The organism is Microbacterium sp. P5_B6, from assembly GCF_056400345.1.
Map to the genome: position 1 here is coordinate 32,922 of NZ_JBFULL010000003.1, position 25,608 is coordinate 58,529.

The 25,608-nt window shown below is 69.0% G+C and carries 33 protein-coding genes and 1 tRNA gene; 14 read left to right on the forward strand and 20 right to left on the reverse strand.

All coding sequences use genetic code 11. The features are described 5' to 3' along the window. Positions 1-81: 81 nt before the first annotated feature. Both AC1DP3_RS05050 and AC1DP3_RS05055 read right to left on the reverse strand, forming a co-directional pair. Positions 82-1,155 carry a DUF3027 domain-containing protein gene (locus AC1DP3_RS05050; protein WP_477291934.1) on the reverse strand — a complete coding sequence of 358 codons (1,074 nt, stop codon included), beginning with the start codon at positions 1,153-1,155 and terminating at the stop codon, positions 82-84. Then, positions 1,139-1,522 (reverse strand): cold-shock protein, encoded by a 384-nt coding sequence (locus tag AC1DP3_RS05055; protein WP_477291936.1) that lies wholly within the window; start codon positions 1,520-1,522, stop codon positions 1,139-1,141. The genes AC1DP3_RS05050 and AC1DP3_RS05055 overlap by 17 nt, the downstream gene beginning before the upstream one ends. A 110-nt stretch (positions 1,523-1,632) precedes the next feature. Between AC1DP3_RS05055 and AC1DP3_RS05060 the strand changes: the two genes are divergently transcribed. From AC1DP3_RS05060 to AC1DP3_RS05085, 6 genes are all read left to right on the forward strand, one after another. Further along, positions 1,633-1,902, forward strand: coding sequence for a multidrug ABC transporter ATPase (locus AC1DP3_RS05060; protein WP_477291938.1), 270 nt, complete (start codon positions 1,633-1,635; stop codon positions 1,900-1,902). 9 nt (positions 1,903-1,911) lie between these two features. After that, on the forward strand, positions 1,912-3,624 hold the full coding sequence (locus tag AC1DP3_RS05065; protein ID WP_477291940.1) for a helicase-associated domain-containing protein: 1,713 nt from the start codon (positions 1,912-1,914) through the stop codon (positions 3,622-3,624). Positions 3,625-3,674: 50 nt separating this feature from the next. After that, complete coding sequence (locus tag AC1DP3_RS05070; protein WP_477291942.1) at positions 3,675-5,315, forward strand: DNA repair helicase XPB; 1,641 nt, start codon at positions 3,675-3,677, stop codon at positions 5,313-5,315. Positions 5,316-5,414: 99 nt separating this feature from the next. Beyond that, entirely contained in the window at positions 5,415-6,107 is a 693-nt protein-coding gene (locus AC1DP3_RS05075; RefSeq protein WP_477291944.1) for a response regulator transcription factor, read from the forward strand. A gap of 145 nt (positions 6,108-6,252) precedes the next feature. Continuing rightward, positions 6,253-7,911, forward strand: coding sequence for a sensor histidine kinase (locus tag AC1DP3_RS05080; protein ID WP_477292341.1), 1,659 nt, complete (start codon positions 6,253-6,255; stop codon positions 7,909-7,911). Positions 7,912-8,035: 124 nt separating this feature from the next. Further along, entirely contained in the window at positions 8,036-8,323 is a 288-nt protein-coding gene (locus tag AC1DP3_RS05085; RefSeq protein ID WP_477291946.1) for a WXG100 family type VII secretion target, read from the forward strand. Between the two features lie 94 nt (positions 8,324-8,417). Here AC1DP3_RS05085 and groL read toward each other — a convergent pair whose 3' ends face one another. The 5 genes from groL to AC1DP3_RS05110 form a co-directional block, all read right to left on the reverse strand. Further along, positions 8,418-10,046: a chaperonin GroEL gene (groL, locus tag AC1DP3_RS05090; RefSeq protein WP_477291948.1), complete on the reverse strand. Its 1,629-nt coding sequence runs from the start codon at positions 10,044-10,046 to the stop codon at positions 8,418-8,420. Between the two features lie 145 nt (positions 10,047-10,191). Then, a complete protein-coding gene (locus tag AC1DP3_RS05095) occupies positions 10,192-10,395 on the reverse strand; it encodes a cold-shock protein (RefSeq protein WP_477291950.1) in 204 nt (67 codons plus the stop codon). 134 nt (positions 10,396-10,529) lie between these two features. Next, a complete protein-coding gene (locus AC1DP3_RS05100) occupies positions 10,530-11,132 on the reverse strand; it encodes a LytR C-terminal domain-containing protein (protein WP_477291952.1) in 603 nt (200 codons plus the stop codon). A 35-nt stretch (positions 11,133-11,167) separates the two neighbouring features. Then, positions 11,168-11,419: a DUF3263 domain-containing protein gene (locus AC1DP3_RS05105; RefSeq protein WP_477291954.1), complete on the reverse strand. Its 252-nt coding sequence runs from the start codon at positions 11,417-11,419 to the stop codon at positions 11,168-11,170. Between the two features lie 9 nt (positions 11,420-11,428). Next, complete coding sequence (locus AC1DP3_RS05110) at positions 11,429-12,478, reverse strand: DUF2332 family protein (protein WP_477291956.1); 1,050 nt, start codon at positions 12,476-12,478, stop codon at positions 11,429-11,431. A gap of 85 nt (positions 12,479-12,563) precedes the next feature. Between AC1DP3_RS05110 and msrB the strand changes: the two genes are divergently transcribed. Next, on the forward strand, positions 12,564-12,965 hold the full coding sequence (gene msrB, locus AC1DP3_RS05115) for a peptide-methionine (R)-S-oxide reductase MsrB (protein WP_477291958.1): 402 nt from the start codon (positions 12,564-12,566) through the stop codon (positions 12,963-12,965). Next, a complete protein-coding gene (locus AC1DP3_RS05120; protein WP_477291960.1) occupies positions 12,962-13,513 on the forward strand; it encodes a nitroreductase family protein in 552 nt (183 codons plus the stop codon). Before msrB ends, AC1DP3_RS05120 begins: the two co-directional genes overlap by 4 nt. A 28-nt stretch (positions 13,514-13,541) precedes the next feature. On the opposite strand, the gene AC1DP3_RS05125 is transcribed toward AC1DP3_RS05120, so the two are convergent. Continuing rightward, positions 13,542-14,522: a DMT family transporter gene (locus tag AC1DP3_RS05125; protein WP_477291962.1), complete on the reverse strand. Its 981-nt coding sequence runs from the start codon at positions 14,520-14,522 to the stop codon at positions 13,542-13,544. A gap of 216 nt (positions 14,523-14,738) precedes the next feature. Here AC1DP3_RS05125 and AC1DP3_RS05130 point away from each other — a divergent pair, with 216 nt between their 5' ends. Next, entirely contained in the window at positions 14,739-15,692 is a 954-nt protein-coding gene (locus AC1DP3_RS05130) for an LLM class flavin-dependent oxidoreductase (protein WP_477291964.1), read from the forward strand. Between the two features lie 15 nt (positions 15,693-15,707). Here AC1DP3_RS05130 and AC1DP3_RS05135 read toward each other — a convergent pair whose 3' ends face one another. From AC1DP3_RS05135 to AC1DP3_RS05150, 4 genes are all read right to left on the reverse strand, one after another. Further along, positions 15,708-16,685, reverse strand: a complete 978-nt coding sequence (locus AC1DP3_RS05135) for a diacylglycerol/lipid kinase family protein (protein WP_477291966.1) — start codon at positions 16,683-16,685, stop codon at positions 15,708-15,710. 249 nt (positions 16,686-16,934) lie between these two features. Then, complete coding sequence (locus AC1DP3_RS05140) at positions 16,935-17,123, reverse strand: hypothetical protein (protein WP_477291968.1); 189 nt, start codon at positions 17,121-17,123, stop codon at positions 16,935-16,937. A 133-nt stretch (positions 17,124-17,256) separates the two neighbouring features. Beyond that, a complete protein-coding gene (locus AC1DP3_RS05145; RefSeq protein ID WP_477291970.1) occupies positions 17,257-17,862 on the reverse strand; it encodes a Rho termination factor N-terminal domain-containing protein in 606 nt (201 codons plus the stop codon). Between the two features lie 111 nt (positions 17,863-17,973). Further along, the gene (locus AC1DP3_RS05150; RefSeq protein ID WP_477291972.1) at positions 17,974-18,249 is read right to left on the reverse strand and encodes a hypothetical protein; all 276 of its coding nucleotides are present in this window, start codon (positions 18,247-18,249) and stop codon (positions 17,974-17,976) included. Between the two features lie 193 nt (positions 18,250-18,442). Here AC1DP3_RS05150 and AC1DP3_RS05155 point away from each other — a divergent pair, with 193 nt between their 5' ends. Then, positions 18,443-18,583 carry a hypothetical protein gene (locus AC1DP3_RS05155; protein WP_477291974.1) on the forward strand — a complete coding sequence of 47 codons (141 nt, stop codon included), beginning with the start codon at positions 18,443-18,445 and terminating at the stop codon, positions 18,581-18,583. 66 nt (positions 18,584-18,649) lie between these two features. On the opposite strand, the gene AC1DP3_RS05160 is transcribed toward AC1DP3_RS05155, so the two are convergent. Continuing rightward, a complete protein-coding gene (locus AC1DP3_RS05160) occupies positions 18,650-19,360 on the reverse strand; it encodes an NADPH-dependent F420 reductase (RefSeq protein WP_477291976.1) in 711 nt (236 codons plus the stop codon). A 45-nt stretch (positions 19,361-19,405) separates the two neighbouring features. On the opposite strand from AC1DP3_RS05160, the gene AC1DP3_RS05165 reads away from it, so the two are divergent. Together AC1DP3_RS05165 and AC1DP3_RS05170 are read left to right on the forward strand one after the other, a co-directional pair. Next, positions 19,406-19,744 (forward strand): YdeI/OmpD-associated family protein, encoded by a 339-nt coding sequence (locus AC1DP3_RS05165; protein ID WP_477291978.1) that lies wholly within the window; start codon positions 19,406-19,408, stop codon positions 19,742-19,744. Between the two features lie 233 nt (positions 19,745-19,977). Beyond that, on the forward strand, positions 19,978-20,472 hold the full coding sequence (locus AC1DP3_RS05170) for a metallophosphoesterase family protein (protein WP_477291980.1): 495 nt from the start codon (positions 19,978-19,980) through the stop codon (positions 20,470-20,472). 9 nt (positions 20,473-20,481) lie between these two features. Here AC1DP3_RS05170 and AC1DP3_RS05175 read toward each other — a convergent pair whose 3' ends face one another. The 5 genes from AC1DP3_RS05175 to AC1DP3_RS05195 all read right to left on the reverse strand — a co-directional run bounded on the left by AC1DP3_RS05175 (position 20,482) and on the right by AC1DP3_RS05195 (position 22,370). Continuing rightward, positions 20,482-20,643, reverse strand: a complete 162-nt coding sequence (locus tag AC1DP3_RS05175) for a hypothetical protein (protein WP_477291982.1) — start codon at positions 20,641-20,643, stop codon at positions 20,482-20,484. Positions 20,644-20,736: 93 nt separating this feature from the next. Continuing rightward, entirely contained in the window at positions 20,737-21,084 is a 348-nt protein-coding gene (locus AC1DP3_RS05180; RefSeq protein ID WP_477291984.1) for a hypothetical protein, read from the reverse strand. Positions 21,085-21,176: 92 nt separating this feature from the next. Next, entirely contained in the window at positions 21,177-21,653 is a 477-nt protein-coding gene (locus tag AC1DP3_RS05185; RefSeq protein ID WP_477291986.1) for a hemerythrin domain-containing protein, read from the reverse strand. Continuing rightward, entirely contained in the window at positions 21,637-22,062 is a 426-nt protein-coding gene (locus AC1DP3_RS05190) for an SRPBCC family protein (RefSeq protein ID WP_477291988.1), read from the reverse strand. Before AC1DP3_RS05190 ends, AC1DP3_RS05185 begins: the two co-directional genes overlap by 17 nt. Further along, on the reverse strand, positions 22,059-22,370 hold the full coding sequence (locus AC1DP3_RS05195; protein WP_477291990.1) for an ArsR/SmtB family transcription factor: 312 nt from the start codon (positions 22,368-22,370) through the stop codon (positions 22,059-22,061). The genes AC1DP3_RS05190 and AC1DP3_RS05195 overlap by 4 nt, the downstream gene beginning before the upstream one ends. Before the next feature lie 202 nt (positions 22,371-22,572). Between AC1DP3_RS05195 and AC1DP3_RS05200 the strand changes: the two genes are divergently transcribed. Then, positions 22,573-23,034, forward strand: a complete 462-nt coding sequence (locus tag AC1DP3_RS05200) for a hypothetical protein (protein WP_477291992.1) — start codon at positions 22,573-22,575, stop codon at positions 23,032-23,034. A gap of 96 nt (positions 23,035-23,130) precedes the next feature. Here AC1DP3_RS05200 and AC1DP3_RS05205 read toward each other — a convergent pair. Further along, positions 23,131-23,206: transfer RNA gene (locus tag AC1DP3_RS05205), tRNA-Thr, on the reverse strand. 43 nt (positions 23,207-23,249) lie between these two features. After that, positions 23,250-24,179, reverse strand: coding sequence for a DsbA family protein (locus AC1DP3_RS05210; protein WP_477291994.1), 930 nt, complete (start codon positions 24,177-24,179; stop codon positions 23,250-23,252). Positions 24,180-24,455: 276 nt separating this feature from the next. Between AC1DP3_RS05210 and AC1DP3_RS05215 the strand changes: the two genes are divergently transcribed. After that, entirely contained in the window at positions 24,456-25,562 is a 1,107-nt protein-coding gene (locus AC1DP3_RS05215; RefSeq protein ID WP_477291995.1) for an ABC transporter ATP-binding protein, read from the forward strand. The last annotated feature ends 46 nt before the right edge of the window (positions 25,563-25,608 follow it).

The following is a 25,608-nucleotide window of genomic DNA, read 5'->3' on the forward strand; positions in this document are numbered from 1 at the left end:
ACCCGTAACGGGCCGCCGCCCTCCTACCCGCAGAGTGTTGAGCGGGAGCGCAGGGCTCTGCACGGCCGCGCAGGCAAGCCGTCAGTTCTGGTCGCGCTCGCTGTCGAACCGGTATCCGTGGACGGCCTCGTCCTCATCCGCGGAATCGTCGTCGTGGTCGGAGTCGTCGTCGTCGGATTCGGAGTCGTCCTCGTCGGAATCGTCGTCGGAGTCGTCCTCGTCGGAGTCGTCGTCGGAGTCGTCGTCGGCTTCGGAGTCGACCTCGTCCTCGTCAGCGTCGTCCGCGAAGTCCGAATCGTCGACATCGGACTCATCCTCGTCCGAGTCGTCGTCGAAGTCATCGTCCGTGTCGGCGCCGGCCTCGGCCAGTTCATCGATGTCGACGCCGTCGACATCGCCGGCGTGGAGGATCGGCGAGCCGTCACGGTCGAAGTCGGCAGCGTCGAGGTCGTCGAGATCGTCCAGGTCGAGCCCGTCGTCGTCGGAGTCATCCAGGTCTTCTTCTCCACCGTCGACCTCGCCGGCTTCGCGGAGCGCCACTTGTGCCGCCTGATAGTCCGCGAGTCGCACGGCCCACGGCACCCATTCGGGTGCCAGGAGGGCGTCGTCGCCGGGAAGCAGCTCGAGCTCGAGCACGCTCGGCTCACCATCGTCGACGCGCGCGAGGCTCACGGTCCAGAACCAGCCGGGGTAGCCGGCCATCCGGTTCTCGAACAGCAGCGAGACGACTCCGCTGTCTTCGAGCGTGTACCCCGCGGGGGCCCCGACGGTGGCCTCGGGTGTGACCTCGCGGAGCGCGGCGAGTGCGACGTCGTGCGCAGCGAGCAGGAGCTCGTCCGGCTCGCGCGGCGGTTCGACGACCTCATGGGCGTCATCCTCAGCCTCAGCCTCAGCATCGAACGGCGCCTCGTCGGCCTCACGAGCGTCCCCCGCCTCAGCACCGCCKGCCTCAGCCGCATCCCCTGCTTCCGCAGCGTCGGCGGACTCGGCATCCGTCCCCGCCCCTTCGAAGGGCACACTCGACTCGCCGTCGACCGAAGCCTCGGTCACAGCGTCATGGGCGCCTACGGGAGGCTCGACGGAATCCGGCTCGTCAAGGACGGCAGGGTCGACGTCGCCGGCGGGCGAGTCGCCCGGATCAGTCGTCCAGCTCATCGGCGACCTTGCGGAGGACGGCGGCGACCTTCTTGGAGTGCGCGCCGCTCGGGTAGCGCCCGCGGCGCAGATCGCCGCCGATGCTGTCGAGCACCTTCACGAGGTCTTCCACGATGATCGCCATGTCATCGGCGGGCTTGCGTGCGCGCTTGGCAAGGCTGACAGGAGCCTCGAGCACACGGACCGAGAGCGCCTGAAGCCCGCGCTTGCCGTCGGCCACGCCGAACTCGAGGCGGGTGCCTGCCTTGGGTGCGGGCGTGCCTGCAGGAAGGGCAGTGGCGTGCAGGAAGACGTCCTGGCCGTCATCGCTGGTGATGAAGCCGAACCCCTTCTCCTCGTCGTAGAACCTGACCTTGCCGGTGGGCATGGAATGACCTCACTGTGGAAGAGCCCGCGCTCGGCGGGCATGACGGATGGCGGACCGGAAGGCCCTGTGACAAGCCTACGGCACGACCGGCACCGACTAGGCTGAGGCCGATGAGCACGCGCAATGACGGTCCCGAGCTTCCCGTCCGTCGCATCGATCGGATCCTCGCCTACATGGCGCTCGGACTGACGGCCCTCTCGATCGTGTGCTTCTTCGCCGTGATCCTCGCGAAGCCCCTGGGCATCAAGGACTTCAGCGAGGGACTGTGGCCCCTCGTCGTCGTGCTGCCGCTCGTCGCCCTGCCGATCGCCTTCGTGATGATCGTCGTGCTGCTCATCATGAGCTTCGTGCGACGGTCGCGCGCCGGCAAAGGGGCGTAGGCCTCGACCATGACCACCGACGAGCGCGCGCTCGCAACGTGGCTGGCGAACCGCGACGACGCGGCGCTGGCGCAGACGTTCGCGCTGCGCTCGGTGTCGGCGTCGGTGACGTGGAGCGACTTCTTCGACGCCGCCGACGCCCTCCTCGACCCCGCATCGATCGACCGCGCGATCACCCGCCTCCCGCGGCCTGCTCTGGCTGCGCTGGCAGGCGGCAAGACCGACGAAGCCCCTGCGGCTCTGGAACGGCTGGCGCTGGTCGATGGATCCGGCGAGCCGTATGTCGCCGTGGCCGAGCGCGTGGCGGTGGTCCGGACGAACGCCCCGGAAGCACTCTCGGCCGGCCCCGCGCCGACCGATCCGCAGCCTGCTGACCCGGCGGCATCCGCTGCTGCCGCTGAACGCGCCTTCGCCTCGACCGGCGCCCTCGCCGACCTTCTGATCGCGACCCAGCACACATCGCTCTCGCGCACCGGAGCGGGCCCGGTGAGCGCTGTCGATCGCAAGCGGCTGACGGATGCCGGAGCCATCGCCTCGACGGAGGACCTCGACGACCTCGTCGTGATCGGGGCCGCCGCCGGTCTGCTCGAGGCCACCGACCGCGAATGGACCGTGAGCGAGACCGCCGAGGCCTGGCTCCAGGCGACGACGATCCGGCGCTGGGCGATCGTGGTGGAGGGCTTCCGGGCGGCCCTGCGCCCCGGCCTCCGCACGCCCGGAGGCGGCTACCTCGCCCCCGCGTCGTGGCCCGACCGGTATCCGCTCGACCCCGAATGGCCCGTGGTGGCCGCGAGGACCCGGCGGCTGGCCGAACGGTGGGGTCTCGTGTCGCCCGAAGGCACCGAGCCGGCGTGGGCGCGATCGCTGCGTGAGGGCGGACCCGCCGACGCGCAGGGCCTCTCCGCGCTCTTCCCCGCCGAGATCGACCGCATCTACCTGCAGGCAGACTTGACCGCCATCGCGCCGGGCCCGCTCGCGCCGGCGCTCGACCTTCGCCTCCGTCGCATCGCGGTGAGGGAATCTCGGGCACAGGCGTCCACCTACCGGTTCACGGCGGGGTCGCTGGTCGCCGGAATGACCGAGGGCGAGACGGCCGAGTCGCTGCGGGATTTCCTCTCACGGCTCTCGCTCACCGGCATCCCCCAGCCGCTGGAGTACCTCATCACCAGCACCGCTGCCCGCCACGGCCTCGTCCGCGTCCGCACCGGCGCATACGGTGACACGGTGGTCGAGAGCGGGGAGTCGAGCGTCCTCAGCTCGATCGCCGTCGATCAGGCGCTGCGTCCACTGGGGTTCGTCCGAGACGGGGATACGCTCGTCTCCCGAGCGGCGCGCGACGTCGTCTACTGGTCGCTCGCCGATGCGCGCTACCCGGTCGTCGCCGTCGACGAAGACGGCGTCGCCGCTCCCGCCGTGCGGCGTCGTGCCGCGCGCTCCGGGCAGGCGCCTGAGGCACGACACTCGTTCGCCCCGCTGATCGCGCGGCTCCGCGAGACGCATGCGACCGATTCGGATGCCGCATGGCTCGGTCGCGAGCTCGAGCAGGCTGTGCGCTCCCGGTCGGTCATCGACGTGATGGTGCGACTGCCGGACGGATCAGAGCGCTCCTTCACCCTCGAGGCCACGGGCCTCGGCGGCGGCCGGCTGCGCGGGCGCGACCGCGCCGCCGACATCGAGCGCACCCTGCCGGTCTCCAGCATCGTCAGCGTCCGTCCCGCCTGAGCCCGGTCGCGGAAGCTTAGATCCAGTGGGGCCCGGTAGACTCGATCCCTATGGCTGACGGCCCTCTCATCGTGCAGAGCGACCGGACGGTGCTGCTGGAAGTAGCCCATCCGGACGCCGAGAGCGCGCGGCACGAACTCGCGATCTTCGCCGAGCTCGAACGTGCGCCGGAGCACATCCATACGTACCGCATCACCCGCCTCGGACTGTGGAACGCGCGCGCCGCCGGCCACGACGCCGACGACATGCTCGCGACGCTCGACCGATGGACCCGCTTCCCGGTCCCCCCGTCGGTCTCGATCGACATCCGCGAGACCGTCGGCCGATACGGCCGCCTCGTCATCGAACGCGACGCGGACGGCGGTCTCGTCCTTCGATCGACGGATGCCGCGGTACTGACCGAGGTCTCGAAGAACAAGCGCATCCAGCCGCTGCTCATCGGCCGCCCCTCCCCCGACACCTTCCAGGTCGATGCCTGGGCGCGCGGGCACATCAAGCAGGAGCTCCTCAAGATCGGCTGGCCGGCCGAGGATCTCGCCGGCTACACGCCGGGCACGCCGCATCCGATCGATCTCGCCGAGGCGGACTGGACGCTGCGGCCCTACCAGCGCGAGGCCGTCGACAAGTTCAACGACGGCGGGTCGGGTGTGGTGGTGCTCCCCTGCGGCGCCGGCAAGACGCTCGTCGGTGCGGCGGCGATGGCCGACACCAAGACGACGACGCTGATCCTCGTGACCAACACGGTCAGCGCCCGCCAGTGGCGCGACGAGCTGCTCAAGCGCACGACGCTCACGCCGGAGGAGATCGGCGAGTACTCCGGTCAGGCCAAGGAGGTCAGGCCCGTCACGATCGCGACCTACCAGATCCTCACGGCGAAGCGAAAGGGCGAGTACGCCCACCTCGCCCTGCTCGATGCTCTCGACTGGGGCCTCATCGTCTACGACGAGGTGCACCTGCTGCCCGCCCCCGTCTTCAAGCTGACCGCGGATCTGCAGGCGCGCCGCCGCCTGGGCCTCACCGCGACCCTGGTCCGTGAGGACGGCCGCGAAGGCGACGTCTTCAGCCTCATCGGCCCCAAGCGGTTCGACGCGCCCTGGAAGGAGATCGAGGCCCAGGGCTTCATCTCCCCCGCAGCCTGCTACGAAGTGCGCGTCGACCTGCCCGCGGGCGACCGTCTCGAGTACGCCGCCGCCGCCGACGAGGATCGGTACCGCCTCGCGGCGACCGCATCCGCGAAGATCCGGGTCGTGCGCGACCTCGTCGAACGGCACGCGGGCGAGCGCATCCTCGTCATCGGCCAGTACCTCGACCAGATCGACGTGCTCGCCGAAGCGCTGGGGGCACCCAAGATCACCGGATCCACACCCGTCGACGAGCGCGAGGTGCTCTACCAGGCGTTCCGCGTCGGCGAGATCGAGGTGCTGGTCGTGTCGAAGGTCGCGAACTTCTCGATCGACCTGCCCGAGGCGTCTGTCGCCATCCAGGTATCCGGCTCCTTCGGGTCCCGGCAGGAGGAGGCACAGCGCCTCGGACGCCTGCTGCGGCCCAAGCAGTCGGCCAACACGGCGAGCTTCTACACCCTCATCGCCCGCGACACCGTCGACCAGGACTTCGCGCAGAACCGCCAGCGCTTCCTCGCCGAGCAGGGCTACAGCTACACGATCCTGGACGCGGAGCAGATCGCGGCCTGACCGCGCGCCGGCCCGACCCGAGTGGATATTCGGCGCCCGTGCGACGCACCCCGGCGCGATATCCCGACACCACATCGATTCCCTGGCCATAATGAGGGCATGACCGCAGCACGTATCCTCGTCGTCGACGATGAGCCCAACATCCGGGACCTGCTCATCACGAGCCTCCGCTTCGCGGGGTATCAGGTCAGGRCCGTCTCCAACGGAGCCCAGACGATCTCGGCCGTCCTCGAGGAAGAGCCCGACCTCATCATCCTCGACGTGATGCTCCCCGACATGAACGGGTTCAGCGTCACCAAACGCCTCCGCGGGGCCGGCTACACCGCTCCCATCCTCTTCCTCACAGCGAAGGACGAGACCGAGGACAAGATCACCGGGCTGAACGCCGGCGGGGACGACTACGTCACCAAGCCCTTCTCGCTCGATGAGATCGTCGCGCGCATCGCCGCGATCCTGCGTCGCACGATGCAGGCCGACGAGGAGTCTGTCATCCGGGCGGGCGAGCTCACGATGGACCAGGACACCCACGACGTCGTCGTGGGTGACGTCTCGATCGACCTCAGCCCCACCGAGTTCAAGCTCCTCCGCTACCTCATGCTCAATCCCAACCGGGTGCTGTCGAAGGCGCAGATCCTCGACCACGTCTGGGAGTACGACTTCAACGGGGATGCCGGCATCGTCGAGAGCTACATCTCGTACTTGCGCCGCAAGATCGATCCGCACTCCACGGAGGCCCTCATCCAGACCAAGCGCGGCTTCGGCTACATGCTGAAGGCGGGCAAGACCGCCTGACGGCGGCCGCGGGAAGGCGAACGCCCTGGCGAAGAAGTCCGATTCGGTCACGCGCTGGTGGCGCGGCATCAGCCTGCGCGCGAAGGTCACGGGAGTCACCGTGGCACTGCTCGTCGTGGGGCTCGTCGCCGCGGGCATCGGCACGATGGCGTTCCTGCGCAACGCCCTGATCGTCAGCCTCGATGAGCAGCTGGTGCAGCTGACGTCGACGGACGTCGCGGTGAACGCGCTCATCCAGACCGAGATCATCGGCGGCGAGGCGCAGTTCTCGGTCAAGCCGGATGCCGCGACCGATTACTTCGTGGCGATCTACGGCCCGGAGGGCGACCTCAAGATCACCGCCGGCGGCGACAAGGACGCCCCTCAGCCGGCCTTCCCGGAGACCATGACCCTGCAGCGGGCACAGGAGCGCCCGCTCACCCCCACCGAGATCCCCGGTGAAGACGACCGTTCGGTCTTCCATGCGAGCACGGACGTCTTCCAGCCGGCGGGCGCAAGCGCTCTGTACACGCAGATGGTCGCGGTTCCGATCGCGCCGATCAACCGCGTCGTGACGACCTACCTCGGGATCTACAGCATCCTGGCCCTCATCACGATCATCGCGGGCGCGCTCCTCACGCGCTGGCTGGTGACTCTGACCTTCCGCAGCCTCGGGCAGGTCGAGTCCACTGCCATGACGATCGCAGCGGGCGACTTCAGCCAGCGCATGACGAGCATCGAGCCGACGACCACTGAGGTGGGCCGGCTCAAGACCGCGATCAACACGATGATGGACCGCGTGGACGGCGCGATCTCGCAGCGCGACGCGACCGTGCGGCAGATGCGCCGCTTCATCGGCGATGCCAGCCACGAGCTGCGCACTCCCCTCGTGACGGTGCGGGGCTACGCCGAGCTGTACCGCATGGGCGCCATCGAGGGCGACGACGACATCGCCCAGGCCATGGACCGCATCGAGAGCGAGGCGAAGCGCATGGGCCTGCTCGTCGAGGACCTGCTGGCCCTGGCCAGACTCGACGAGCGGCGGGACGTGGTCATCGCTCCCGTCGACCTCCGCCCCATCGCACGGGATGCGGCGATGGACGTGCGCGCGGCATCCCCTGTCCGTCCTATCTCGGTGATCGACACCACCCTGACCACGACTCTCGGAGTGGCCGCCAAGGCCGCCTTCCACGAAGCGTCCGCCACCCCGGAGCCCGAAACGCCGAAAGGCCGCCGTGGCGGCGCCAACCCCGCGGCGCGCGGACGTCCCAGCGGCACTCTCTCGCTGCTGCGGCGGCGACCGAAGCCCGTTCCCGCCGTGCAGGCGCAGACAGCCGGCGAGACGCCCCCTGTGGCTCCCGTCGACCTGGGTGAGACGGCCGACCTCTCTGCCACCCCGCCCCTCGTCCTCGGCGATGAGAACCGCATCCGCCAGGTCGTGGCGAACCTGCTCGGCAACGCGCGGAGGTTCACGGCGGAGGATACGCCGATCGAACTGCGGATCGGCATCGAGGCGGCGTCCGAGACGGGCTGGATCGAGATCGCCGACCACGGCGACGGCGTGCCCGACCAGATCAAGGACAAGATCTTCCAGCGCTTCTGGCGGGCCGACACCTCTCGTGCGCGGGAGACCGGCGGCACGGGACTGGGACTGTCGATCGTCGCATCGATCGTCGAGGCCCTGCACGGGAGCATCGAGGTTCTCGACACCCCGGGCGGCGGAGCGACGTTCCGGGTCGAGCTGCCCCTGGCGATGGAGGCGATCGCCGCCGAGCGGGCGAGCATCCCCACCCAGCCCATCGCACGGCAGCGTCGCGACCGCTGAGCCTTCTCCTCCCCATGCGGTGAGCGGCGGGAGCGCCTGCACATCAGCGAGGTGCGGGGGCGGATGCCGCGCGCTGCCTCCGTAATGTGAGCGGTCCCCACTCCCCCGACCTCAGGAGGTTCCCATGGCCGTCTTCTCTGTCGACAGCGACGCCGTCTTCACCGCGACCGGTTCGGTCCGCGGCACGATCGAGCGCATTCAGGGCGAGACCCAGTCCATGCTCGCCCAGCTCACGCATCTGCAGTCCGCCTGGTCGGGCGCCGCCGCGGTCGCCTTCCAGGGCACGGTCGACCAGTGGCGCGCGACCCAGCGGCAGGTCGAAGACGCGCTCGCCGGCATCAACGCGGCGCTCTCCGTCGCGGGCCGCCAGTACGCCGAGGCCGAGCAGGCGTCGCTCGCTCTGTTCCGCTGAGCAGCGGCCGGCCCTCAGGCGGCGCAGACACTCTCCGGAACACAGAGAACGGGCCCCTCCCGAAGGAGGGGCCCGTTCTGCTGAGGGTCAGGACTCAGAAGTCCATGCCACCCGTGGGGTCGCCCGCGGGAGCGCCGACCTTCTCGGGCTTGTCGGCGACGACGACCTCGGTGGTGAGGAAGAGGCCGGCGATCGACGCTGCGTTCTGCAGTGCCGAGCGCGTGACCTTCGCCGGGTCGATGATGCCCTGCGCGAAGAGGTCGCCGTACTCGCCGGTCGCGGCGTTGAGGCCGTGTCCGACGGGCAGCTCCGCAACCTTGTTCGCGACGACGCCGGGCTCGAGGCCCGCGTTCAGCGCGATCTGCTTGAGCGGTGCCTCGATCGCGACGCGCACGATGTTCGCACCCGTCGCCTCGTCGCCGACCAGGCCGGTGATGGCCTCGGTCTCGAACGCGACCTTGCCGGCCTGGATGAGCGCCACGCCACCACCGGGGACGATGCCCTCCTCGACGGCCGCCTTCGCGTTGCGAACGGCGTCCTCGATGCGGTGCTTGCGCTCCTTGAGCTCGACCTCGGTCGCGGCACCCGCCTTGATGACGGCGACGCCGCCGGCGAGCTTGGCGAGACGCTCCTGGAGCTTCTCGCGGTCGTAGTCGCTGTCGGTGTTCTCGATCTCACGACGGATCTGGGTCACGCGGCCCTCGAGCTGCGCCGAGTCGCCGGCACCCTCGATGATCGTGGTCTCGTCCTTCGTGATGATGACCTTGCGGGCACGGCCGAGCAGGTCGAGGGTGGCGTTCTCGAGCTTGAGACCGACCTCCTCGGTGATGACCTGGCCACCCGTGAGGATCGCGATGTCCTGCAGCTGCGCCTTGCGACGGTCGCCGAAGCCGGGAGCCTTGACGGCGGCCGACTTGAAGATGCCGCGGATCTTGTTGAGCACGAGAGTCGCAAGCGCCTCGCCCTCGACGTCCTCGGCGATGATGACGAGCTCCTTGCCGTCCTGGATCACCTTGTCGACGATCGGCAGCAGATCCTTGATGTTCGAGATCTTCTGGTTCGCGATCAGGATGTAGGCGTCCTCGAAGACAGCCTCCTGGCGCTCCGGGTCGGTCACGAAGTAGGGGTTGATGTACCCCTTGTCGAAGCGCATGCCCTCGGTGAGCTCGAGCTCGGTGCCGAAGGTCTGCGACTCCTCGACCGTGACGACGCCTTCCTTGCCCACCTTGTCGATGGCCTCGGCGATCAGGGCGCCGATCTCGGGGTCAGCAGCCGAGATGGACGCGGTCGCGGCGATCTGGTCCTTGGACTCGACCTCCTTGGCGCTCGCGAGCAGCTCGGCGGTGATGGCTGCGACAGCCTTCTCGATGCCCTTCTTGAGCGAGATGGGGTCTGCGCCGGCGGCGACGTTGCGAAGGCCCTCGCGGACGAGCGCCTGAGCGAGGACCGTGGCGGTCGTCGTACCGTCACCGGCGACGTCGTCGGTCTTCTTGGCGACCTCCTTGACGAGCTCCGCGCCGATCTTCTCGTACGGGTCGTCGAGCTCGATCTCCTTGGCGATCGAGACGCCGTCGTTCGTGATCGTGGGGGCGCCCCACTTCTTCTCGAGCACGACGTTGCGACCGCGCGGGCCAAGCGTCACCTTGACTGCGTCGGCCAGGATGTTCAGGCCGCGCTCGAGGCCGCGACGGGCCTCCTCATCGAAAGCGATGATTTTTGCCATGTGTGTGTCGTCCCTCCAGGACGTAGGCGGTGGTCTATTAGCACTCACTGAGAGCGAGTGCTAATCCATTCTGGCACTCGACCCTAGGGAGTGCAAGYCGCGACCGACCCCTGACGTCATCAAGAGACGTCAACACCTGGTGCGCTCAGGCGACGATGCGCACCGATTCGGCCTGGGGTCCCTTCTGACCCGCTCCGACCGTGAACTCGACCCGCTGTCCCTCTTCGAGGACGCGGAAACCCGACATGTCGATGTTCGAGTAATGGACGAAGACATCCTGGCCGTCTGCAACGGTGATGAAGCCGAAGCCCTTCTCGGCGTTGAACCACTTGACAGTGCCTTGCGTCATTCGAATCACTCCCGGGATGCTGTGTACCCGGCCATCGTATGGGCGGATTCCCGGGCGAAAACGCCCTGGGAGGAAGTGTTGACACGCATGCCGCGAAGTGTTTACCGGGCTGAAACACCGGCACCCGGCGGGTGTCAGGGAGTGGCGGAAGGGCTCGGCGGGCTGCTCGCGCGATCGAGGCCGAGGACGACGACCAGCTGTTTGGCAGCGCTCTCATCGACATCCGCGGTATCCGGGTCGTCGGCGGGCTGGTACTGGTCGCTCTGCGCGACCTTCGCCCCTCCGAGCACCGTCTCGGCCAGACCCCGCGCTGCGGCCTCGTCCTCCGGGAAGGCGTAGTAGACGGTCGTGTCGGCGAAGTCGGTGACGCCGGCGCCGCCCGCGGTGACCGCATCCTCGGCCCAGCCGGCCTCGACGATCAGATCCTTGGTCTGCGTGGCGAGTCCCTGTTCGGGTGTCGCGTTGAGGACGATGACCGAGTAGCTCGTGTCGACGACCGGCGCGACGGTGGCGACGGGCGTGGGAGTCGCAGTCGCGACGGGCACGAGCACGATGCGTCCCGAGACGATCAGCGTCCCGAAGATGCCGACCGTGACCAGCACGATGGTCGCCAGCACCGCCCAGAGGAAGACGACCCATCCGCGCATGTGCGGATTCTCGGCTCGGTGAGCGCCGACTCGACCCGAATCCGACGGGATCTCGTCGAAGCGATCCCGTGGGAAGGTCGAGTTCGGCACCAGAGAATGCTATCTGTCGGGGTCCGGCGGCCTGTTCACCGAGGCTCGGCGGCCGACCGGGCCCCGTGTGCCTGGCGCGCCGCGTCGCGCAGCCGGCGCAGGCGCTTGACGAGCATGGGATCGTGCGCCTGCGCGTCAGCGGTGTCGATCAGCCGGCCGAGCAGCTGGTAGTACCGCGCCGGGGAAAGGCCGAGATCGGCGCGGATCGCCTCTTCCTTCGCCCCCGCATGACGGCGCCATTCGCCCTCGAAGTCGAGGATGGCTCGGTCGCGGTCCGTCAGGGGCACCCGCTCACGCTAGCCCCGGGTCGGCGGCGCCTGCGGTTGCCACTCCACGAAAGCCCCGAGCGGGTCGACGGCCGCGAGCGGGCAGGCGTCACGAGCGAGGACGAAGCCCTCCCACGACGGAATGTCGATCGGGGGATGCCATGCCTCATGGAGTGCCGGAGGATCGATCGTGATCCACACGGCGTCCGCCGCGATCAGGGCCGAGATCAGGGTTTCGCGATCGGCGCGCGGCAGGTGCGGAAGGACTCCGGGCGTCGTGATCACCAGCGTGGCGTCGCGCGGCGCTCGCTCGATCATCGCCGCCAGCACCGCCGGATCCGCCGCATCCCCCCGCATGATCTGCGGCGGGTCCGCAGCGACCACGGCGAGCGCCGCCTCGATGCGCTGCGCCCTGCCCTCTTCGCCGGGCCAGACGAGAGTCGTGAGGAATCTCCTGTCGGAGTCGTCACGGGCGTCGAGGGGTGCCAGGTCGATGCCGGCCCTCCACACGATGTCGGGCATCCGCAGCGGCGTCTCGCTCGCCCACGGACCCCGCAGCTCGCTCTCGAGGATCACGCTCGAAATACCATCGGCGGGGTCGAGCGCGGCATCCCGCTCCCCCGTGAAGCGGTAGGAGTAGCGGTCGGGGAACAGGCACAGCCCGGCACTGGCGCCGATCTCGAGCAGCGCGAGCGGACCGTCGATCGTGCTGAGCGCGGGCAGCAGCGCCGCGCAGCGCAGCGGCTCGTTGGTCTGGAGACCGTGCCGTGCGCTCTCGGCGACGACCACATCGGAGTGAGCGGCGAGCCACGATGCCCATTCGGCGAAGGGTGCGAGCGGCGCGCCGAGCAGGCGCGTCACCGCGAACACCAGCGGCGGCTGTCGTCGCGTCGCGGGGATGCGCGCCAGGATCGCCGCGGTGCCGGCGTCGGCCGAGATGCCACCCGCCCACTCCTCGTAGAGTGCCGACCGCCCCGGCGCCTCCTCGCGGGCGAACCGGCCGTAGCGCTCCTGCACCTCGGCGATCGAGGCGCTCGACGCGCGAGCGCGGCCGGCCTCGGCATCCGGATCCGTCGTCACGCGTCCCATTGTCGGCGAACCGGAAGCAATGCGCGGACCGGCGGACGGCGAACCTCGGGTTGAATGGAAGTGAGAAGGAGCAGTCATGACCTACGCAGTGGACAAGTCCGACGAGGAATGGCGCGAAGAGCTGGGCGCCGAGCAGTATGCGGTGCTTCGCGAAGCAGCGACCGAGAGCCCGTGGACCGGAGAGCTCCTCGATGAGCACCGGGCCGGCCTCTACACGTGCGCGGCGTGCGGCAGCGAGCTGTTCCAGAGCGGGACGAAGTTCGATTCGCACTGCGGCTGGCCGAGCTTCTACGAGTCGATCCGCCCCGAGGCGGTCGAGCTCATCGAGGACAACGCCTACGGCATGGTCCGCACCGAGGTGCGCTGCGCCAACTGCGGGTCGCACCTCGGCCACGTCTTTCCCGACGGGTTCGGCACCCCGACCGGCGACCGGTACTGCATGAATTCGATCGCCCTCGACTTCACCGCCAGCGAATGAGCGGTGCGTTGGAGGCGGCCCGCTCACGCCGGTCGTGGTCGAAGGTCACCGATACCGCACCCACGCACGCCGAGCTGCTGCGGTTCGTCTCGGCGGCGGGTCGCGTCGCCGATCACTCGTCGCTCAAGCCCTGGCGGATCATCGAGCTGCGCGGCGATGACCGCAGGGCGCTGGGTCGAGCCATCAACAAGGCCGAGGGGCACAAGGGGGCTTCGACGAAGCCGCTGCGCGCGCCCCTCCTTCTCGCCGTGGTCGTGAGCCACCGCAAGAGCTCGAAGGTTCCCGGGTGGGAGCAGGAGGCCGTCGCCTCCGGTGTCGCCCACATGCTGAGCCTGCTGCTGGACGAAGCCGGCTGGGGCGTGTTCTGGCGGACGGGAGGCTACACGCGCAGCAAGGCCGTCGCGAAGGCGCACGGCCTCGATAAGCACGAGGAGCTGCTCGGGTGGCTCTATGTAGGCGGAAAGCCCCCGCGGTCACGGGGCGGCGGACACCGCAAACCGCTCGACGCGTCGAAGTTCGTCAGCCGGATGCCGGCCGCCAAGGCCTGATGGGGGCCTCGGCAGCAGCATCCTGGCCTCAGCCGACGGCGCGTCGCCGCCGCCACGGGATGACGGCGACCGCCACACCCGCCAAGGCGACGAGCACGGCGGCGAGCGCAGCAGCCTGTGACGGACCGGACAGCGGCGGCCACACAGCGTCCAGGACCACCGATGCCGCGAGCAGGCCCACGACCGAGCCGAGACCGAGGAGCAGCACCCCGGTGTGCCGGACGAGCGCCGCCGACAGGAAGATGTAGAGCGCCCCGACCAACCCGCCCAGGTACAGCAGCGGTTGGGTCGGCACGCGAGGAGGCGGCCCGTCCAGCGAGAGGTGGACCGCGGTGGCCACCCCCAACACGACGGTGCCCACGAAGAAGTTCACGAGCGTTGCGGCCAGGGGGCTTTCCACCGCCTGCCGCAGCCGGCCGTTCGTGGCCTGCTGCCAGGCGATGCCCACTCCGGCGAGGAACGGCATCAGCAGCATCCACCACGGCACCGACGCGAGTCCCTCGCCCGCGACGCACAGCACGACCGCGAGCAGCACCAGAGCCGCACCCGTCACGCGTCCCATCGTGACCGCAACGACCCCGGCCGGTCCGTAGCCGACCCTGTCGAGCACGAGCCCGTTCACCGTCTGGCCCGCCACGACGCCGACCGTGAACAGCGCCACGCCGATTGTGGCCACAGTGAGTCCCTGTGTGGCGACGGTGAGAGCGCCGGCGACGCCGCCGAGGAGCATCCAGAACGGGATGCTGCGTCGGCGCCGGCCTGCTCCTGGCGCGCTGCCGCGCCTGACGCCGCGCGACAGCCGCGCGAGCCCCGCACGTCCGTCGGGCAGCACGATCGCGAGGACGGCGAGGACGACGAGGCCGGAGCCGAACGAGACGAGCGCGGCGACCAGGCCATCGCCGAATGCGAGGCCGAGCGAGCCATTGATGCGCGCCTGGGTCGCGGTGAGCACGCCGACCATCACCGCGCCGCCCACGGCGAGCCAGGCGGGCAGGCGATGGCGAGGCATCCGTCCATCCTGCCCGACGATCGCCGCGGCCCGCGAACGCCGGCACCCGCCCGATCCGGGTGTGTCTGCCTGCCGGCACGCGCCCGCATGCCAGAGTGACAGTGGCCCTGCTGACGGCCCGGCATTTCGCACGCGAGCGTGACGGCCTGCCTGCCGCAGCATCGGCGCCGCCCCAGAGCGTCGAGGCCGCCTCATCACCGCCCCGCAAGGAGAGCCATGCCCACCCCCGCCCACGGCATCATGCTTCCGCGTGACCTCGACGCCGCCCGCGTCCTCGACTTCGCGCGGCTGGTCGAGGACCTCGGATTCGACGAGCTCTGGGTCGTCGAAGACCTGGCCTTCCGGGGTGGCATCGCGCAGGCTGCCGCGGTGCTGGCGAGCACGACGCGCATCCGCGTGGGGATCGGCATCCTTCCCGCCGCGGTCCGCAACGTGGCGTTCGAGGCGATGGAGCTCGCTACCGTCGCCCAGCTGTTCCCGGGCAGGCTCGACATCGGGATCGGGCATGGGATGCCGGGGTTCCTCCGCGATGTCGGCGCCTGGCCGGAGCGGCCGCTGCAGTTCCTCGAGCAGCACGTCCTCGCGCTGAAGGCACTCCTCGCCGGCGAGACCGTCACCGCCGATGGCCGGGTCGTGCTGCGCGACGTCGCACTCGATCCTTCAGCGCGCCCTGCCGTCGTGCCCGACATCCTGCTCGGGGTGCGGGGTCCGCGCTCGCTTGCGGTGTCGGGACGGATCGCGGACGGCACCGTGCTCGCTGAGCCGGCGACCCCCGAGTACGTGCGCGCCGCGCTCGATCAGATCGCCGGCGCACGTCCGCACCGCATCGTCGCCTACAACGTCGCGGCCATCGCGGATCGGGATGCCGAGGCACTGGCCATCGCGCGACCGGGGCTGGAATGGATCGGCGAGTCCGACTGGGCGCCGCACATCGCGCCGCTCCCGTTCGCAGAGGACTTCGCCGCCCTGCGCGCCCGGTCGAGCACGCGCTCGGAGTTCGTCGAGCGGCTGCCCGACGAATGGGTGGCGCAGCTCGCGCTCGCCGGCACACCGTCGACCGTGGCCGCGCGGGTTCAGGAGCTCGGGGCCGCAGGCGTCACGTCGTCGGTCATGATCCCCGTGGGGCCCGATCCCCTGGCGGCCGCCCGGAGCCTTGCGCGCGTGCTCTGACCTGTCCTTCTGCGCTCACTCTCCTGCAGGCACGCGGACGGTGAGGGCTCCTGGTTCGATCCAGGCGTTGAATGCCGCCGCCTTGCCGAACGTGTCGCCGTCCAGCTCGATCTCGTCGGGCCGCGAGAGCCGCGCCACGAACCGCTTGGTGGTCTCGTAGTGCAGGTCTCCGTCGTTCTCGTGCTCTCCGGCCACCGCGCGTCCGGCTTTGGTGCGACGGAGGATGCCGTTCACCCACGCCACCTTGAGCCAGACCCGGATCCATCCGAGCGCCCCGCCCGGCCGCATCAGCATGAGGTCGAGCAGACCGTCGTCGAGGACCGCGTCGGGCAACAGCAGGACATTGCCCGGGAGAGAACCGCAGTTGCCGAGGATCACGGTGTGGACAGTCGCCCGCTTGGGCTTGCCGTCGTCGAGCTGAAAGCGCATGTGAAGCTCGTTCGGGTCGCGCAACGACGCCACGATCGCCTTGAGATAGGCGGCCCACCCGGCTTTCGCCTTGAGGTCCTCGTCGGTGTTCTCGATCATCTTGGCGTCGATGCCCATGCCGGCCATGACGACGAACACGTGCTCGGATCGGCTCTTGTCTTCGCGCTCGATCTGAATGACGCCGAGGTCGATCGGGCGATCGACGCCGGTGAAGGCCGCGCGCACAGAATCCGGAACGTCGTCGAGCGTCAGCTCGAGGTTGCGAGCCAGCAGGTTTCCGGTACCGGATGGGAGCAGCGCGACACTCGTGCCCGTGCCGCGAGCCGCCTCGGCCACCGCGCGCACAGTCCCGTCACCGCCGGCGGCGATGAGCATGTCGGCTCCATCTTCCATCGCCTGCTTCGACACCGACTGCCCTGGATCTTCCTCGGTGGTCTCGTACCAGGTCGACGGCGCCCATCCCGCGGCGCCGGCCTCGGCATCCACCACTGCGCGCAGCGATTCGAGATCAACCTTGACCGGGTTGTAGATCACGGCTGCGGTGCGGTTCGTCATGTCTGTCATGGCACTCATTCCTGGTCACGGCGCGTCCATTCCGGCTGCCTCGACGGGAGAATCGATGGCACCATCATGGCGGGTGGTGGCCGGTCGGCGAGGGCTCGGGCTCACGCGGGTGCTGACCGCGTGAAGGCGTCTTAGAAATCTACGGACACGGCGGTGCTGGGGTGGCCCCCTTGCGCGAGCGTCGCCGAACGGATATGCCGCACCGCTCGAGCGGGCGTTCCCCAGAGGGGGAAGCGGCTCACTCTGGCGCTAGGGAACTTCCTCGACGGCCCAGGCGAGGCCAGGGGTCACCCCGAAGCTGACCGAGCCCCCGCTGCTGAGCGTGAAGCGAAGCCGCTCGCCACGCGGGCTGGACAGCTGTCGAACCACATCCTCAGCCACGTACGCGCGCCCCAGCTCGAATCGGCCGCCGTTGACGTAGACCACCACGGTGCTCATGGCGGCACTCTACTCACGGATGCTCCTCCGTGGCGCGTCGGAACGCGTTCGCAACGCCGAATCGCCGTGCGGGAGGCCGATCTCGCACCCTGCCAGCACGATGAGGCGCAGGGGCACCTGCATCCGGAGGGTGTCAGCCGTCTTCGCGGTTCGGGTTGTCGAGCCGGAAGAAGTTCGACTGGCGGCCGTCCGAACGCGTCTCCTGGTAGATGAAGTTCAGCCGCCGATCGTCGAACGTCGCGAACCACTCCTCCCAGCTCACCTCACGCAGCCGATCGGTGGGGTCGCCGAAGTCGAACCGCAGCACACCGAGGTGGTCACCGTGCTCGGTTCCCTCGACGGTCGCGGGCCGTCCGCCTCTGGCCTCTGCCCATTCGCGGATGACCTCGTGATGCGTCGTGGCGAGACTCCTTCCCTCACGCTCTGGCTCCTCGTCGGTGGAAGTCACCTCCTGGGAGTATTCGAGGGATCGGGATGCTTCAGGCCCCTGGCGGACGCGACCCTCGTCGGGTCCCGCACCGAGGTCGCCGTCGGTGCTGTCGCCGTCTCGAGAGCTCGAACCGCCACCTCTCGACTGCTGCGAGATCGCGTCGACCAGCTCTTCCTTCTTCAGCGTGGAGACGCCGGGGATGCCGGCATCCCTCGCCCTCTCGCGAAGCTCGTCGACCTTCAGGTCGCGCAGCTCCGTCTCACTCACATCGGGCGTGTTGGGCGTCTGGTTTCCGGGCTGTTCAGCCATGTCGGACCTCCTCAGTCGTTCGGAGGCCAGTGTCCGACCAGAGATGGCGAAGCACCGATGGGGTTGAAGGAGCGGCGCCGACGCGCTAACCGGGCCTGGGGGCGGGGGTCCTCAGAAGCCGTGCTCGAACCAGAGGGCTTCGTCGAACGGCGGCGGGTCGAGCTCCAGGCGTTCGAGTTGCTCCTCGGTACGCTCGATCACCTCGAAGCGGACCGGCACCGATGGCGTCACGAGGAGCGAGATCGTGCCGTGGCCGATCGTTCGGAAATCGACGAAGTCCGAACCTTCGCGCACCGCCGCGACGATGGCGGCCTTTGTCTCGTCGACGTCCTGGTCGGGCTCGAGAAGAAATGTCTGTCCGTCGAAGCGAACCTTGTTGACGAGCATGACGCTCCTAGGATGATCTCCCCAGCGTGAGCTTCTGCTCCTTGGCAACGAGGCCGGGGTGGGTTTCCACGTTACCCCCCCCCCCGCTTGTGGATCACCCTGTTCGGGAACCGATGCACAGGTCGCGCACAGCGTTCTCTGACGGCGCCGCCATCCCGCGGTCCGACGAACCTCCTCGATCTAGGCTGAAGCTGTGAAGGTGCGTGTCACGGAGCCGTGGGTCTGCCCGACCTGCGGGGACCCGCTGAAGTTCGAGATCCTCGACGACGAGAAGTTCCTCGTCGCATGGTCGTGCGTCAACTGCGGCCTCATTCGCACCACCGAGCCCGCCTGAGGCTCGGTCCGGGCACCGGCCCCCGCGGATCCCACCGCGCGACGCTCTGCGCAGACCGTCGGGCTGCTAGCCGCCGGACTCAGCCCAAGTCCGGGCGGCGGACGCCGCCGCTCGGCGAAGCCCGCGCTGGGACCGGGGAAAGTCGTCGATCATCGACTGGAGTTCCGCCGCATCCACGTCCGCGCCGAACGGCTCCGTCCCGGGCTCGAGCCGCACGCCCTCGGCCAGCCGCCCCACGCGGACCGGATCGAAGCCCAGGTCATCGACGATGCCCGCCACGAGATCGACGCTGTCGGAGTCGTCCCCCGCCACGCCGATGGCTTTGCGATCCGGCTGTCCGCGCGGCCGCGCCTCGTCCTCGAGGTCTTCGTAGCCCATGTGATTGAACGCCTTGACGACCCTCGACCCTCGCAGATGGCGCTGCACCACTTCACTGCTCGATGTGAGCGGGTCCGTGAATTCCGGGAGGGCGCCGTCCGCAGTCCACCAGTAGTTCATCGCGTCGATCACGAGTCTGCCCGCGAGCGCGTCGGCGGGGATCTGGCGGAACCTGCTGAGCGGGAGTGCAAGAACGACGATGTCGGCCTGCTCGGCCACGGCGCCGGCGGACGTCGGGACCGCGCCGTTGTCGGCGACATCCCGCGGCAGCGCGATTCGTCCGGGGTCGCCGGATCCGGCGATGAGCACCCGATATCCGGCGCGCACGGAGAGTCGCGCGAGCACCAGACCGAACCTCCCGGCGCCGAGGATGCCGAGCACCGGCCTAGCTGCCGACATCAACGCCGACCCGATGCAGACCCATGTCAGTATTCTGGCTGAGACGTGTCTGAAGAGTTCGAAACCGTTTCCTTTGCCTCCGCGGAGCAGCTATGGGCGTGGCTCGATCACCATCACGCGACCCATCCCGGGGTGTGGGTGCGGCTGTCGAAAGCGAACAGTGCGGTGCCCTCGGTGAGCTTCCATGAGCTCTTGGAGGCCGGCATCGCCTACGGCTGGAGCGAAAGCACCCGGCGCGCTCTCGACGGGGGGTCGTACCTGCAGAAGTTCACTCCCCGGCGAGCCATCGGCACGACTTCGGATCGAAACCGGATCATCGCGGACCGACTGGAGTCTGAGGGACGGATGACCGCGGCAGGCCGCCGAGCGCTCGGACGGCAGTGAGGAGAATCCGGCGGGTGCCGTGCGTGCCATTGTCAGAACGCCGCTCGGTGGGTAGGTTCGCATTGTTCCCTAGGGAAGGACTGATTATGAGCAGCCACAGTCATTGAAATACCCAAACGAGCCCCCGCCGACCGAGTCGCGCGGGGGCTTCGTCTTGCGCTGTCCGCGCCCGCTCCCGTCCCACGGCTCCCGTGTCACTGCGCCTCCCGGCTCGACCCGGGCACAATGGCGACATGGCGACGCGGCTTCTTCTCATCTCCGACACGCATATCCCTGGACGCGCTCGCCGGCTGCCGGATGCGCTCCTCAGAGCCGCCGACAACGCGGACCTCGTGATTCATGCCGGTGACTGGGTCGCGGCAACCGTTCTCGATGAACTCGAGCAGCACTCGGACGTGCTCGGAGTGTGGGGCAACAATGACGCTGCAGACCTGAGAGACCGGCTGCCTGAGGTCGCAGAGCTGACGATCGAGGGTCTTCGGTTCGCGGTGGTGCACGAGACCGGGCAGGCCCGAGGGCGTGAGCTGCGAATGGACGCTGCCTACCCCGAGGTCGATGTTCTGGTGTTCGGCCACAGCCACATCCCGTGGGACACGGTGACGCCGCGGGGCATGCGACTGCTCAACCCCGGTTCTCCGACGGACAGGCGGCGGCAGCCCGTGTGCACGATGATGACGGCGGTCGTCGCGGATGGGCGACTGGGTGACGTCGAGCTCGTCGCGCTCTGATCGCGTCCGTCAGTCGCTCGCTGCGTCCGGCGCCTCGGACCCGTCGGTGGCGGCATCGACTTCGCTCTGTGCAGCATCCTCTCGGACCTCGTCCGTGACCGCATCGGTCGGCAGATCGTCGTCGGCTCGTGCGTCGTCCGAGTGGCGGTGGTGCGGGGCGCGGTCGTTCATCTGATCATCCCTTCGTCTGGGGGAATCCTTGCTCGAGCGGACGCCGCACCCCAGGTGCTTGACAACGCCACTGGGCCCTCCCCGCCGTCCCGTTCAGAGATCGAAGTCCGGAATGGGCTCGCCGTCGTCGACGGCGGTCACCGCGCTGGGAACGTGCGATCCGTGCCGGCGCAGCCGTGCCGCCTCGTCATACATGCGGGTGACCAGATCCGGATCCAGGACGTCGTCGTACGGCGACTCCTCGGTGTCGGAGATCAGTTGGCTCGCCGGCCCGATCAGCAGTTCGGAGCGGCCGATCGACCCGTCCGCTTCATTCACGATGGGGATGTCGACTGTCGCCGACGTTCCCGCGACGGCGAGGGCCTGCGCGTACTCGAGAAGTGCACGGGCTATCTCGGTGCCGGTCAGAATCGAGTCGCCCGCGTAGTGAATTCTGTCCATGCCGACATTCAACCGCTCCCCGAAGATGGGCCGACCACGGTTGATTTCCCGCCGCCGGCGCGTTATGCAGTTTCGTTCCGCCGATGGAATGGTCAGATCGAACCCAGAGCCTGTGCGGCGAGCGCATCGAGCTGCAATGTTTCAAGAACGGCCAGCAGGCTTCGCTCTTCATAGCGGAAATGGCTCTCCATGATCGCGGCGAGACCTTCCACGTGACGGGCCAGCTCATCGGGTGATGCGCCCGCGTCGGTCGCCTCACGCAAGCCGCCCAGCAGGTGCGCGATCATCGAGTGGTCCTGCTGAAGGGCGCGCAGGACAGGTTCCAGCTGCGGGTTTGCCGCCTCGATGGCGGGGAACAGGGTGCGGTCCTCCGCCCGGTGATGGTCATCGAGCGCCACGCAGAAGCCGTGGCAGTACAGCAGCAGCTCGCGAGAGGCCCGCTGCACGTCGCCTCCCTCGTCGAACGCACCACGCGTGAGTCGCAATGCCTGCCGCAGCCGGTCGTGCACGCGACGCAGTTCCTCACTCCAGGCTCGGAGCCTCGGCTCCTCCTCAGACGGTGTCGACACCGGCTGCCGCGATCACGTGCGAGATGCGCCCGAGCACGTCCTGCCACCCCCGGCCCATGCCTTCAAGGGCGGCCCGTCCGATGGGCGAATCCTGATCCAGGCCGTCGTGCACGAGGAAGAGTCGGGTCCCCGTGCCCTCCGGCTCGATGCGCCACGTCAAGGTGGAATCGAGCACGCCCTCACTGAACGTGTAGCGCAGGAGTCGTCCCTCCTCGACCTCGAGCACCCGGCACTGCTGCACGCCCCAGCGGTCCATATCGATCGTGAACGGGTGCCCGACCACCGGACGGAGGTCTGCGGCGTTCGCCCACCATTTCGCGATGATCTCCGGCGTCGTGATGGCGCGCCAGACGGCGGCGGGTGGATGCGGCAGGAACTCCTCGCACTCGATTGCCCTCAGGTTGGTCATTTGTCCTCCTCATCGAGCACGTCGCGCAGCGCGCGCAATCGTGCGTTCCAGAACTTCTCGAATGGTGCGAGCCACTCGGCGGCCTCGGCCAGCGGCGCCCCCTGCAGGTGGTAGTGACGCTGCTGGCCGACATGCTCCGCCGTCACGAGCCCTGCCATTCGAAGCACCTGAAGGTGCTCCGACACCGCTGGCCGGCCGATCTCGAAGAGGCCGGCCAGCTCGTTCACCGACTTCGGTCCGGACGCCAGCTCAGCGAGAATGTCGCGGCGAACAGGGTTTGCCAGAGCGCTGAACACGTCGTGGGCCATGGAAGCGATCTTACGTCGGAACTCTCCGACACGTCAACTTTCTCCGACGAGTCCGCGGACGTTGTCTGGGGAAGACGAAGCCGGTTCAGATGGGTCGCCGATGTCTGGGTCGATGTATCAGGGCGCCCGCACGCTCCTCTTCGCAAGTGCCCGTCACGTGCGGGTCAGGGGCCGCTCCCCCAGCGGCGAAAAGGAGAAGATCATGGCACTGAACACCAGCCTCATCGCGATCATCGCGCGGAAGTACCCGCAGATCTGGGAGATCGTCGGCGGTGGGCCAGCCGGTCCGGGCGGGCTCCGGAGCCGCATCGATGCGGTCGCACTCAACCCCCAGCCGCTCCCGCCGGCGTTCCGATACGGTGCAGCCGTGGGGAGGCAGGTCGTGCAGACCGCCGCAACGGCCCACATGCTGAAGATCGCGTTCGAGCCCGGCGACGACATCTGCCCGCCCCCGCGCCGCTGGCCGCCGATCCCGTTCCCGCCCGAGCCCGACCCGCACCCGTGGCGCACCGCGAATGAGGAGTTCGACGTCGACTACGCGCTCGGGCTCGCCGTCACCCTCGAGGCCTCCGCGACTGCGTGGAGCCGACTGGACGGCGCCGACGCGCTCGAGCGCCTGCACGACGTCGCCATGAAGACCGCGATGGGGTCGGATCGCGGCTGATCGCAGCCGACGGATGCCCCGGCCGGCGAACAGCCGGGGCATCCGTCGGCAGCTGCCGATCACCGAGTATGAAAAGACCCGGCCGCACGGCCATTCTGGAGCCGACCACGGGACTCGAACCCGTAACCCCCTAATTACAAGTTAGGTGCGCTACCAATTGCGCCAGGTCGGCAGAGCGTCAAGTCTAGCCGGGGCCGCCCGGCCGACTCACCGGCTCACGGAGTCGGCGTGGGGCTCGCCGTCTTGTAGTAGCTGTCGCTCGCGATCGTGAGCACGAACTGAGAGAACTCCGCGGGGTCGTCCAGTGCCCCCACGTACGGCGTTCCGTTCACCAGGATCATCGGCGTGCCCGTCAGCGTGACGTCATCGGTGCCCGGGATGCCGGCAAGCGCCCGGTCCGTGGCCGACTTCGCCCACCCGGCGAAGTCCTCCTCCTCGATGCACGCGCGCACGACCTTCGGCGACGACGCTCCGGACGCGATGGCCAGGTCGGCCAGCTCGGTGTCTGCCAGGCCCTCGGTGTCGACGTCGGGCTGCTGCTCGAGGAGCGCATGGGTGAAGGCGAAGAAGGTGTCGGGAGAGTGCGTCGCCACACAGGCCGCGGCGCTGGAGGCGCGAAGCGAGTACTTGGTCCCGTTGGACTTGGACGTGAGCATCGCGACCGGATAGTACGAGAGCTGGGCGGCGCCCTGCGTCACCCAGGCCGACAGCTGCGGTGCGTTGGCGAGCTGGAACTCGCGCGAGCCCGGCGACAGGTAGTCGACATAGACGCGGATGTCCACCGCGGGCGCCTTCGTCGCAGAGGCATCCGGGACCGGCGTCTCGGACGGAGCCGCGGTCTGGCCTGCTTCTCCCATGTCGCCCGTGCTGTCCGCGATGCCCGTGCCGGCGACCGATGTCACGACGATCCCGTCATCGGTCACGTTCGCCGGGTCGAGCAGGGGTTTGGATGCCGCCGACCCGACGGTCATCGTCACCACGATGGCCGTGACCGCCACGATGGCGGCGACAGCGACGGCGATGGCCGACGTGCGGATCAGTCGCGCCCGCGACTGCTTCGCCTGGACCTGAATCGCCTTCTCGCGCACCGCTCCACGGCGATCGCTCGTGGGTGGCGCACTCTGTGACTCGTCGTCGCTCGACATGAAACCTTCTGGGGGGCGGGATAGCCGTACGGCCCGGCCGCAGGTGGACGCGACCGCTGACGATGCTAATCACGCAGGCTGGGAAATACCCAGACGGAGGCTCGGACTCCGCCTGCGGGAGCGGCATCCGCAAGCCGCGGAACCCGCCCGCATAGGACGCCCAGGTAGTCATGTCATACTGAGAGATACGCCCGACGAAGGGCTGCGGGAAAAGCCCCCGCTCATCCATCACTACGGATCGTCCGGCACGTACCTGCCGGTGAAGGAGAAGAAAACATGGCGTCCGTCACGTTCGACAACGCAACCCGCCTGTACCCCGGGGGCACGCGCCCCGCTGTGGACAAGCTCAACCTCGAAGTCGCCGATGGCGAGTTCCTGGTCCTCGTCGGCCCCTCCGGCTGTGGCAAGTCCACGTCGCTGCGCATGCTGGCCGGCCTCGAAGAGGTCAACGCCGGCCGCATCCTCATCGGCGACCGCGACGTCACCGACGTCCCGCCGAAGGACCGCGACATCGCGATGGTCTTCCAGAACTACGCGCTGTACCCCCACATGACCGTTGCCGAGAACATGGGCTTCGCGCTCAAGATCGCCGGCGTCGGCAAGGAGGAGCGCGCTGCTCGGGTCCTCGAGGCCGCGAAGCTTCTCGACCTCGAGGAGTACCTCACCCGCAAGCCGAAGGCCCTCTCGGGTGGCCAGCGTCAGCGTGTCGCCATGGGTCGCGCCATCGTCCGCCAGCCGCAGGTGTTCCTCATGGACGAGCCGCTGTCGAACCTCGACGCCAAGCTCCGCGTCCAGACGCGCACACAGATCGCGTCGCTGCAGCGCCGCCTCGGCGTCACGACGGTCTACGTCACGCACGACCAGACCGAGGCCCTCACCATGGGTGACCGCATCGCCGTGCTGAAGGACGGCCTGCTCCAGCAGGTCGGAACTCCGCGCGACCTGTACGAGAAGCCGAACAACGTGTTCGTGGCCGGCTTCATCGGCTCCCCCGCAATGAACCTGTTCCCGGCGGACCTCGCCGAGGGTGGCGTGCTGTTCGGCACCGAGACCGTGCCGCTCGACCGCGACACCGTCGGCCGCGCCAACGGCAGCCAGGTCACCGTCGGCGTGCGCCCGGAGGACATCGTCGTCGGCCCCTCCGACGGCAAGGGCCTCTCGGTGGTCGTTGACCTCGTCGAGGAGCTCGGCGCTGACGGCTACCTGTACGGCCACACCGACATCGCCGGCAAGCGCACCGACCTGGTCGCGCGCGTCGACGGCCGCAACCACCCGAACGCCGGCGAGACGGTCACGCTCGCCGCCACTGCGGGTCACGTGCACGCGTTCGACGTCGAGTCGGGCGAGCGCCTCAACGACAAGCCGGTCGTCTCGGGCGTCTAGTCAGCATCGTCGCAACGGCGCGGGTGGGACCAGTTCTCCCCGCGCC